This is a genomic window from Streptomyces fuscigenes (assembly GCF_021556455.1).
GTDB classification, from domain to species: domain Bacteria; phylum Actinomycetota; class Actinomycetes; order Streptomycetales; family Streptomycetaceae; genus Streptomyces; species Streptomyces fuscigenes.
Map to the genome: position 1 here is coordinate 1 of NZ_JAKGCV010000366.1, position 5,668 is coordinate 5,668.

A 5,668-nucleotide genomic window follows, 5' to 3' on the forward strand; every position below is an offset into this window, starting at 1 on the left:
CTGCGAGGCGAGCAGCCGGTCCACCGGCGTGTACGGGCGGCCACCGCGCGTCCTCGGCACGGTCAGTGTGCCGATCAGCCGGCCGTCGTGCTGCAGGGGCAGCATCATGCTCGGCCCGAACCGGCCCGACGAGCTGGAGCGCCCCCGCCGGATCCTGGAGGTCGACCATCTGCTCGTTGTCGCGCAGCTGGAGGCGGTTGAGGCAGGACAGGGCGAACTCGCCCGCGAACATGTCGTACTGGCGAAACCGCCCGGCCAGTTCGGGGGCCCCGTGCTGGTAGACGCGCACGCAGTCGGCGACCGTGCTCCAGAACTCGCCCTCGTCCAGCACCCCGTCCTCGACGAGCGCCGGTGACAGGAAGCGCAGGAAGCAGTCGAGCACGTCCGTGAACACGGACAGCAGCCGCATGTCCTGCGGCACGTCGGCCCGGATGCGCTCCACCTGGGGCGGCAGCGGTGTGTCCGGCTCCATCACCGCGATCTCCTCGGCGATGTCCTTGAACACGGCCCGCTTCACCGCGCCGTCCTCGATGACGAGGATGACGTTCTCGCCGTGCGGCATGAACACCAGGCCGTACGCGTAGAAGCAGTGCAGGACGGGGACGAGGTACGCGTCCAGGTACCGGCGCAGCCACGCGGCGGGGCTCAGCCCGGACTCGGCGATCAGCGCGGCGGCGAGCGAGGCGCCGTCGCGGTCGGTGTGCAGCAGCGAGGCCATGGTGGCGAGCCGCTCGCCGCCCCTCAGCGCGGGGACGGGGCTCTCCCGCCACAGCGCGGCGAGCATCTTGCGGTACGGGGAGCCCTTGACGGTCGCCGCCTCGAAGGCGCGGTGGTGGTAGCCGATCGCGGCCCGCTCGCGGATGATCGAGAACCGGGCCGCGCGCAGGACGCCGTCCCGCTCGATCAGCTCCGCCAGCCAGTCGTTGATGGCGGGCGTCGCCTCCATGTAGGCGGCGGAAAGGCCCCGCATGAAGCCCATGTTGAGGACGGACAGCGCCGTCTTCACGTAATGCCGGCCGGGCCGGGACGTGTTGAAGAAGGTGCGGATCGACTGCTGGGCCAGGTAGCGGTCGTCGCCCTCGCCGAGCAGGACGAGGCGCCGCTCGGCGACCTCGGCCGCGAAGGTGACCGACAGCTTGTTCCACCACTGCCAGGGGTGGACGGGCAGCAGCAGGTAGTCGCCGGGATCGAGGCCCATCTCCCGCAGCGCCGCGGCGAAGCGGTCCCGCTGCGAGTCCCCCAACTCCTCGCGCATCAGCGTCTCGTGGTCGAGACCGGCGCTCGCCGTGAACGTGGCGTGGTCGCGGTGCGCGGCCAGCCACACCAGCCGCACCTCCGACGCCGCCTCGGGCGCGAACGCGCGGTACTCGTGGGCACCGAAGCCGAGACGGCCGTTGTTGGCGACGAAGCAGGGGTGCCCCTCGGTCATCCCGGTCTCGATGTCCTGGAAGTCCGATCCCGCCAGCTCTGCGGCGGAGACGGGCTTCTTCGTCAGTTTGAAGGCGGTGCCCGCGAGGGTCGCGGAGATCTCCTCCAGGTACACCGGCAGGACGGCGTCGGACAACGACAGCGCCCCGCGCAGCTCCGTGATGAACTCGAGTGCGTCCAAGGGCAGTTCGACGCCTCCGCGGGTGCGGGTGACGGACTCGCCGGCCACCTGCCAGTGGTCGAGCGCGTACCGCCGCGCGCCGAAGCGGTACTCGGTCGCACCGTCGTCGCTCCGTACGCGGTACGCGCCGTCGCCCGTGGGCTCGGGCGTCAGCAGGCGCTCGTGGGAGAACTCGGCCAGCGCCTTGCGTATCAGGGCGCGGTTCGCCCGCGCCCACAGCTCGGGCGTGAGGTGGGCGACGGCGTCCGCGGGACGGTCCGGGTACGGGCGGGTCATCGGGCGCCTCCCTCGGTGGCGGCCTCGAACGCCTCGCGGGTGCACACGCTCAGCAGCGCCTCCTTCTCGGGCTTGGCGATCTTCTCCACGACCTGGAAGCCCACCGCCTCGTTGAGCGCGTGCACGGCGGTGTTGCGCACGTCGGGCTCGACGACCACGCGCCGCACGGAGGCGTCCTCGAAGAGGAACGCCATCACCGTGGTGAGCACGGCGCGCGTGAAGCCGTGCAGCGGGCCCCCGGAGGGCGCCGGGTCGACCAGGAAGTGCATCCCGATGTCGCCGGGCTGCGCGTCGTACAGGCCCTTCAGCTCGACGAACGCCGGGTCGTAGCGCTCGATGAGGAACGCGGGAGCGCCGTCGTGCAGGCCGAGGAAGGCGTCGTGGTGCTCGGCGGCGGCGATCGCCATGTACTCGCGCTCGACGTCGGTGAGGGAGGCGCCCTGCATCAGCCAGAACGACGCCTTCGGGTGGGTGACCCACCGGTGCAGCAGCGCCGTGTCGGCGAGCGGGTCCACGCCCCGCACGGAGAACGTGCCGAGGCTCGGGTCGGTGCGGCCGAAGCGGACCGCGTACGGGCTCGGGTCCGCCGCGGCGTGCGGGCCGCCGACGGGGGCGGAGGTCGCGGGCAGGTGTGCGGGGTCGGTCATGCGATCGTGCCTTCCGGAGCGGCGAACTCCTGGAACGCGATGGCCTTCTCCACCTGGTAGGGGGCGCGGCCGAGCAGTTCGCCGATGATGTACGCGTTGCGGTAGGGGCCCATGCCCAGGTCGGGGGAGGTGATGCTGTGCGTGTGCACCGCGCCGTTCTGCAGGAAGACGCCCCGGCCCGTCACGTCGATCGAGTAGTTGCGGGCCACGTCGAAGCGCCCGTGCCCGTCGAGCCTGATCCGGTCGGCGACGGGCGCCAGGAACGCGGGCGTCGCGTACTTGTAGCCCGTGGCGAGGATCAGCCCCTGGGTGGCGAGCGAGAAGTCCCGCTGCTGCTCCTCCTGGCGCAGCCCGAGCGTGTACGTGCCGCCAGGCCACGCGCCCGGCTCGTAACGCGCCTCGTGCAGCGCGGTGTTGGTCATCAGCCGGGTGGGCACCGGACCCTTGAGGTTCTTCTGGTACAGCAGGTCGAAGATCTGGTTGACGAGTTCCGCGTCGATGCCCTTGAAGAGGCCCTTCTGCTCGCCCTCCAGCCGGTAGCGGGTGTCCTCGGGCAGCGCGTGGAAGTAGTCCACGTACTCCGGCGACGTCATCTCCAGCGTCAGCTTGGTGTATTCGAGCGGGAAGAAGCGCGGCGAGCGGGTCACCCAGTTGAGCCAGTAGTGGTGCGTGTCGATCTCGGACAGGAGGTCGTAGTAGATCTCCGCGGCGCTCTGCCCGCTGCCGACGATCGTGATGGACTCCTTCGCCTGGAGCCCCTCCTTCGCGCCGAGGTAGCGGGAGTTGTGGATGAGGTCGCCGCCGAGGCCCGCGCAGGCCTCCGGCACGTACGGCGGGGTGCCGGTGCCGAGGACGAGCCGGCGGGCCCGGTAGGTCTCGCCGCCCTCGGTGTGCACGCTGTACAGCTCGTCGGCGTCCTCGTACGTGACGGTGGTGACGGTGCGCCCGAAGCGTACGGAGGAGAGCTTGCCCGCGGCCCAGCGGCAGTAGTCGTTGTACTCGGTGCGCAGCGGGTAGAAGTTCTCCCGGATGTAGAACGAGTACAGCCGTCCGGCCTCCTTCAGGTAGTTGAGGAAGGAGTACGGCGACGTCGGGTCCGCGAGGGTGACGAGGTCGGAGAGGAACGGCGTCTGCAGGTGCGCGCCCTCCAGGAACATCCCCGAGTGCCACTCGAAGTCGGGCTTGCTCTCCAGGAACACACCGTCGAGTTCGTCGATCGGTTCGGCCAGGCAGGCCAGCCCCAGATTGAACGGGCCGAGGCCGATGCCGACGAAGTCGTGCACGAAGACGGGGCCCGAGGGCTGCCCGGCCCCCCGGTCGGCGGGGCGGCGGCTGTCAGGACGCGTGGACAAGGCGTCCCCCGTTCCCGGTCGCGACGTGGTGCTCGGCGTGCCCGGCGATCAGGTCGAGGACGGCCGCGATGTCGGCGAGCGTCGTCTCCGGGTTGAGCAGGGTGAACTTCAGGTGCTGGCGGCCGTCGACGACGGTGCCCGCCACCACGGCGTCGCCGGACGCGAACAGCGCCTTGCGGGCGTAGAGGTTGGCCCGGTCGATCTCCGCCGGCGAGGTGATGTCCCGGGGGATGCAGCGGAAGACCAGCGTGGACAGGCTCGGGCGCACGACGACGTCGAAGCGGGGGTCGGCGGCGAGCAGCCGCCACCCCTCGGCCGCCCGGTCGCACACCTCGTCGAAGAGCTCCCCGACGCCGTCCGCGCCCATCACCCGCAGTGTCATCCACAGTTTGAGGGCGTCAAAACGGCGCGTGGTCTGCAGGGACTTGTCGACCTGGTTGGGGATGCGCTCGGTCAGCGCGCGGCGCGGGTTGAGGTAGTCCGCGTGGTAGGTGGCATGCCGGAGCGTGGCCCCGTCGCGGACCAGCACCGCGGAGGAACTCACCGGCTGGAAGAAGGACTTGTGGTAGTCCACGGTGACCGAGTCGGCCCGCTCGATGCCGTCGAGCAGCGCACGGCGGGTGGGGGAGGCCAACAGCCCGCAGCCGTACGCCGCGTCCACGTGCATCCAGGTGCCGTAGCGGGCGCAGAGGGCCGCGATCTCGGGGAGCGGGTCGATGGAGCCGAAGTCGGTGGTGCCCGCGGTGGCGACGACCGCCATGGGCACGTTGCCCTCGGCGAGGCAGCCCTCGATCGCGGCGGCGAGCGCGGCGGGACGCATGCGCCGGTCGGCGTCGCACGGCACCGCCACGACCGCCTCGGTCGACAGGCCCAGGAGGGTGGCGGACTTCTGCACGGAGAAGTGGGCGCAGTCGGAGGCGAAGATCCGCAGCCGGCCGTGGCCTCCGTCGGCGTCCGCGCTCTTCGCCTCCTCGCGGGCCAGCAGCAGCGCCTGCAGGTTGGACTGCGTGCCGCCGCTCGTGAACACGCCGTCGGCGCCGGGGCCGAGACCGATGCGGCCGGCCGTCCAGTCGATGAGGCGGCGCTCGATGAGCGTCGCGCCCGCGCTCTGGTCCCACGTGTCGAGGGAGGAGTTGACGGCGGACAGCACGGCCTCGCCGACCACCGCCGGAATCACGACCGGGCAGTTGAGGTGCGCCAGGTAGCGGGGGTGGTGGAAGTAGACCGCGTCGCGGAGGTAGAGGCGCTCCAACTCGTCGAGGGCGGAGCCGTTGTCGCCGAGGGGGCGGTCGAGGTCGACCGCGTCGATCTCGGGGCCGAGGGCGTCGGGCGCGATGCCGGTGAAGGGTGATCGCACCGACGCGAGGCGCGCGGCCACCCGCCCGACCCCGTCGGCCACGGAGCGCCGATAGCGCTCCGCGGTGGTGTCGTTGAGCAGGTGAGAACGCATAGGGAGGTCCTTCCGGGCGGGGGTGGGGATACGGAAGTCCGTTGCGCGGCACGGAGTGCCACGGCCGTAAAGCAAGGTTAGCCTAACCTAACTTCACGGAGGGGGGTAGGGCGCATCCCGGGTGCCGCACGCCGGGCGGACACGGCCCGGACGGACAACGCGAGCACTGCGTCCGTCCGTTGAGGAGCGGCCCCGATCGGCCGCGGGCGGGGCGGAAGCGGGACGGGGGCGGCGCCGGGAGGGCGCGGGACCTCGGGCCGGGACGGGGCCGGCGGGCCGTACGGGGGAGCGGGGCGGCGCGGGGAAAGGGCGGGGCGCTGTGCCGACGGCGGGG

The 5,668-nt window shown here is 71.7% G+C and carries 4 protein-coding genes; all 4 read right to left on the reverse strand.

Annotated features, from left to right (window positions below; all coding sequences use genetic code 11):
• Nucleotides 1-1,885, reverse strand: a 1,885-nt coding sequence (locus tag L1885_RS22475; RefSeq protein WP_235798984.1) for an IucA/IucC family protein, incomplete at its 3' end; no start/stop codon positions are given.
• On the reverse strand, nucleotides 1,882-2,532 hold the full coding sequence (locus L1885_RS22480; protein WP_235798985.1) for a GNAT family N-acetyltransferase: 651 nt from the start codon (nucleotides 2,530-2,532) through the stop codon (nucleotides 1,882-1,884). The genes L1885_RS22475 and L1885_RS22480, both read right to left, overlap by 4 nt.
• The gene (locus L1885_RS22485) at nucleotides 2,529-3,815 is read right to left on the reverse strand and encodes a lysine N(6)-hydroxylase/L-ornithine N(5)-oxygenase family protein (RefSeq protein ID WP_235798987.1); all 1,287 of its coding nucleotides are present in this window, start codon (nucleotides 3,813-3,815) and stop codon (nucleotides 2,529-2,531) included. The genes L1885_RS22480 and L1885_RS22485 overlap by 4 nt, the downstream gene beginning before the upstream one ends.
• A gap of 52 nt (nucleotides 3,816-3,867) precedes the next feature.
• Nucleotides 3,868-5,334: a pyridoxal phosphate-dependent decarboxylase family protein gene (locus L1885_RS22490; protein WP_235798986.1), complete on the reverse strand. Its 1,467-nt coding sequence runs from the start codon at nucleotides 5,332-5,334 to the stop codon at nucleotides 3,868-3,870.
• Nucleotides 5,335-5,668: the final 334 nt, after the last annotated feature.